At 70.5% G+C, this 4,398-nt stretch carries 4 protein-coding genes and 1 pseudogene; 3 read left to right on the top strand and 2 right to left on the bottom strand.

The features are described from left to right. Positions 1–260 (bottom strand): annotated as a pseudogene (locus tag E1281_RS37950) (PucR family transcriptional regulator); the annotation flags it as partial. Between the two features lie 116 nt (positions 261–376). On the opposite strand from E1281_RS37950, the gene E1281_RS37945 reads away from it, so the two are divergent. Together E1281_RS37945 and pruA are read left to right on the top strand one after the other, a co-directional pair. Further along, positions 377–1,288, top strand: coding sequence for a proline dehydrogenase family protein (locus tag E1281_RS37945; RefSeq protein ID WP_131884533.1), 912 nt, complete (start codon positions 377–379; stop codon positions 1,286–1,288). Further along, complete coding sequence (pruA, locus tag E1281_RS37940) at positions 1,288–2,916, top strand: L-glutamate gamma-semialdehyde dehydrogenase (protein ID WP_131884532.1); 1,629 nt, start codon at positions 1,288–1,290, stop codon at positions 2,914–2,916. Before E1281_RS37945 ends, pruA begins: the two co-directional genes overlap by 1 nt. On the opposite strand, the gene E1281_RS37935 is transcribed toward pruA, so the two are convergent. After that, positions 2,913–4,112: a cytochrome P450 gene (locus E1281_RS37935; RefSeq protein ID WP_131884534.1), complete on the bottom strand. Its 1,200-nt coding sequence runs from the start codon at positions 4,110–4,112 to the stop codon at positions 2,913–2,915. The genes pruA and E1281_RS37935 overlap by 4 nt on opposite strands. Positions 4,113–4,175: 63 nt before the next feature. Between E1281_RS37935 and E1281_RS37930 the strand changes: the two genes are divergently transcribed. After that, on the top strand, positions 4,176–4,398 hold a 223-nt coding region (locus E1281_RS37930; protein WP_131884531.1), incomplete at its 3' end, for a TetR family transcriptional regulator.

Raw genomic sequence — 4,398 nt, 5'->3', positions numbered from 1 at the left:
GGCAGGCACAGGCGTCCCAGCTGGCCGAGTTCCGTGTCGGCCGGGATGCGGACGGGGGCCGTGGCGCGGGCGATGCCGTGGCTCTCGAATCGGGCGCGGACGGCCGTCGTCGCGCGGCGATGCAGGATCGAGTCCATCCGGACGGGGTCGATGGTGTCGCCGTGGGCGGCATAGGCGACCAGGTGGAAGTCGCGGTCCTCCAGGGTTGCGGGGGCGTGGAGGAGGTCGGCCGCGTGTTCTGCGATCTCCTGGAGGGTCATCGGGTCCTTCTTACGTTTGTATGAAATATCCGGGTTGGGTGCGTGATATTTGACTGTAGGGGGTGGGGGGCGGGTGCTTCTAACGTGCGAGGTGTTCTTCGGCGTTGGAGGTGTCGGTGCTCAGTCCTGTTCTGCTGGCGGCGGCGCGCAACCGGAGGGTTCGTGGTCTGGTCACTTCCGTGCCGCTGACCAGGGGTGTCGTCGACCGGTTCGTCGCCGGTGATGACTTGGGCGCTGCGGTTTCCGTCGTCCGGGAGTCGGCGGCCGCCGGGCTGGACGTCACCCTTGATCATCTGGGTGAGGACACCCGGGATCGGGAGCAGGCGCGGGTCGCCAGGGACGCCTATCTGCGGTTGTTCTCCGCCCTGGAGGAGCAGGGGCTCGCGGGTGGTGCGGATGCCTCGGTGAAGCTGTCCGCCCTTGGGCGGGTGGTCGCCGACGATGTCGCTCTCGACCACGCCCGGGAGATCTGTGCGGCGGCGGAGCGGGCCGGGATGACGGTCACGCTCGACATGGAGGACCACACGACGGTCGACTCCACGCTGGAGATCTTCGGCAGGCTCCGTGCCGACTTCCCGCGGGTGGGCGTCGCGATCCAGGCGATGCTGCGGCGTAGTGAGGGTGATCTCCGGGAGCTGGCGGGGGCGCGGGTCCGGCTGGTCAAGGGCGCCTACGCCGAGCCCGCTTCGGTGGCCTTCCAGGGACGGCGTGAGGTCGACCGCGCTTACGCGCGGGGGCTGCGGACGCTGATGCGCGGCGACGGGTACCCGATGGTCGGCAGCCACGATCCGCGGATCATCGAGATCGCGCTGGCGCTGGCCGCCGGGAGGCCGGCCGGCTCCTACGAGTTCCAGATGCTCTACGGGGTCCGGGCCGGCGAGCAGCGGCGCCTGGCCGGTTCCCAACGGGTGCGGGTCTATGTCCCGTACGGAGCCGATTGGTACGGCTACTTCATGCGGCGCCTGGCCGAGCGGCCCGCCAACGTCGCCTTCTTTCTCCGTTCACTTCGCAAGGAGGGTTCCCTTTGATGGACGCCGTGACCAATGTTCCCGCGCCGGTGAACGAGCCGGTGCGCGGATACGCCCCGGGCGCCGAGCGGGCCCGGGTGGAGGCCCGGCTCGCCGAGCTGGCCGCCGGGACGCCGATGGACCTGCCCATGACGATCGGCGGACGACGGCGGCTCGGCGCCGGGACGAAGGTCGCCGTCGTGCAGCCGCACCGGCACGCGTCCGTCCTCGGGACGTTCGGGACCGCGACCGCGGACGACGCGCGCGACGCCGTCGCGGCCGCGCTGGAGGCCGCGCCTGCGTGGCGGGCGCTGTCGTTCGACGACCGGGCCGCGGTCTTCCTGCGGGCCGCCGACCTGCTGTCCGGGCCGTGGCGGGAGACGCTGCTGGCCGCGACGATGCTCGGGCAGTCCAAGACCGTCCAGCAGGCGGAGATCGACACCCCGTGCGAGCTGGTCGACTTCTGGCGGTTCAACGTGCACTACGCGCGGCGGATCCTCGCCGAGCAGCCGATCAGCGGTGACGGTGTGTGGAACCGGTCCGACCACCGGCCGCTGGAGGGGTTCGTCTACGCGGTCACCCCGTTCAACTTCACCGCCATCGCCGCGAACCTGCCGACGGCGCCCGCGCTGATGGGCAACGTGGTGGTGTGGAAGCCGTCCCCGACGCAGACGTACTCGGCCGTCCTGCTCATGCGGCTGCTGGAGGAGGCCGGGCTTCCGCCGGGCGTCATCAATCTCGTGACGGGTGATGGGGTCGCCGTGTCGGATGTGGTGCTCGCGCATCCGGAGCTTGCCGGGGTTCATTTCACCGGGTCGACCGGGACGTTCCGGAAACTCTGGAAAGCGGTCGGGGACAACATCGAGAGGTTCCGCGGGTACCCGCGGGTCGTGGGCGAGACGGGCGGCAAGGACTTCGTCGTCGCCCACCCGTCGGCCGACCCGGGCGTGCTGAAGACCGCGCTGGTGCGCGGGGCGTTCGAGTACCAGGGGCAGAAGTGCTCGGCGGCCTCGCGGGCCTACATTCCGCGGTCCCTCTGGGACGGGGGGCTCCGCGAGGCGCTCGCCGCGGAGGTCGACGGCATCACGATGGGGGACGTCACCGACCTGTCCAACTTCATGGGCGCCGTGATCGACGAGCGGGCCTTCGCCAAGAACAAGGCGGCCATCGACCGGGCCCACGCCGACCCGGACGTCGAGATCCTGGCCGGCGGCACCTATGACGACTCGGTGGGGTACTTCGTCCGGCCGACCGTGCTGGTCTCCGGCGACCCCGCGAACGAGATTTTCCGGGACGAGTACTTCGGGCCCATCCTGGGCGTCCACGTGTACGAGGACGCACGGTACGAGGAGATGCTCGCCCAGATGGAGTCGGTGTCGGCGTACGCGCTGACCGGCGCCGTCATCGCCCGCGACCGGGCCGCCGCCGCGCGCACCGCCGAGGTCCTGCGGTACGCGGCCGGCAACTTCTACATCAACGACAAGCCCACCGGCGCGGTCGTCGGGCAGCAGCCGTTCGGCGGCGCGCGGGCGTCCGGCACGAACGACAAGGCCGGGTCCGTGTTCAACCTGCTGCGCTGGACGTCGCCGCGCTCCATCAAGGAGACGTTCGTCCCGCCGACCGACTACCGGTACCCCCACATGGGCTAGAGGTTCGCGACCGGCAGCGATACCCAGCCGCGGGTGAACGGGGACGCGATCCGCTCGGCGTTCTCCGTGTCCACGCCTATGTCCGGGTGGGCTTCGAGGAGTTCCTCGAAGGCCACCCGGGCCTGGAGCTTGGCCAGGTGCGAGCCGACGCAGAAGTGCACGCCGCTGGAGAAACCCAGGTGGCGGGGGATGTCGCGGGTGATGTCCAGGCCGGCTGCGGAGGGGCCGAACTCTCGTTCGTCCCGGTTCGCCGACCCGTACAGCATCATCACCTTCTCGCCCGCCGGGATCTCCGTCCCGTGGACGGTGACGGGCCGCGTGGTGGTGCGGCCCAGCGCCTGGACCGATCCCTCCAGGCGCAGGAACTCCATCAGCGCGTTCGGGATCAGGGACCGGTCGGCGGCGAGGCGCTCCCGCTGCGCGTGGTCGCCGTCCAGCAGCGCCACCCCGTGCGAGATCAGATTGCCGGTCGTGTCGTTGCCGCCCGCGACCATCACGAAGCAGAACCCGAGGATGTCCCAGTCGGTCAGGCGCTCCCCGTCCGCCTCGGCCGTCGTCAGCGCGCTGATCAGATCGTCGGACGGGGCGGCGCGGCGCGCGGCGATCACGTCGGTGAAGTACGCGAACATCTCGGCCACCGCCTTCACCGCGCCGCCCTTCAGCGCCTTCAGGTCCAGGCCGTCGTCCTGAAGGGTCGTCAGGGCACTCACCCACGGGTCGAATCTCGCCCGGTCGGCCTCCGGGACGCCGAGCAGGTGGGCCAGCGCGAACGTGGGGAGGGGCGAGGAGAAATCCTTGTGCAGGTCGGGGGTCTCGTTGTCCGCCAGTCGCCGTTCCATCAGGGCTATGCGGGAGCGGACGAAATCCCGTAGCCGGTCTTCCAGGGCCGCCGTTCTGCGCGGGGTGAAGCCGTGGCTGATGAGACGCCGCAGCACGGTGTGGCGTGGCGGGTCGAGCATCACGATCGTGGGGGCCAGGCCCAGCGTGCCGATCTCGTCCGGGTAGAACGTCAACCCTTGGGCCGATGAGAACGTCTCCGCGTCCCGGGTCGCCTGCCAGACGTCCTCGAAGCGGGACAGCGCCCAGAACGGTGGGGATTCGTGCCGGTGGACCGGGTCCTCGTCGCGGAGGCGCCGGTACGCGGGATAGGGGTCGGCCTGGAAGCCGGGATCGAAGGGATCGTAGACGTCCGCCATCGCCACGGGCCTCCCGAGGTGTAACGACCTCCGTTATTAACGCCTCCTGTTAGTATCATCGGCGTGCCGAAAGACGCAAGCGCCACCAGGGAACGGCTCCTGCGCGCCGGAGCCCGCCTCTTCGCCGAACACGGCATCGACGCCGCCCGCACCCGCGACATCGTCGCCCTCGCCGGACAGGCCAACGACTCCGCCATCACCTACCACTTCGGCTCCCGGACCGGCCTCCTCGAAGCGATACTCCGCGCCGGCATCGCCCGCATGGAACCCGCCCGCACCGCCACCC

Source organism: Actinomadura sp. KC345 (genome assembly GCF_004348515.1).
Classification (GTDB): domain Bacteria; phylum Actinomycetota; class Actinomycetes; order Streptosporangiales; family Streptosporangiaceae; genus Spirillospora.
The sequence above is the reverse complement of the archived record's forward strand: the minus strand, read 5'-3'. Positions and strand labels throughout refer to the sequence as shown.

Excerpts from the sequence above, each read along its gene's own strand:
- E1281_RS37935 (WP_131884534.1), bottom strand. The coding sequence starts at position 4,112 with ATGGCGGACGTCTACGATCCCTTCGATCCCGGCTTCCAGGCCGACCCC.
- pruA (WP_131884532.1), top strand. The coding sequence starts at position 1,288 with ATGGACGCCGTGACCAATGTTCCCGCGCCGGTGAACGAGCCGGTGCGC.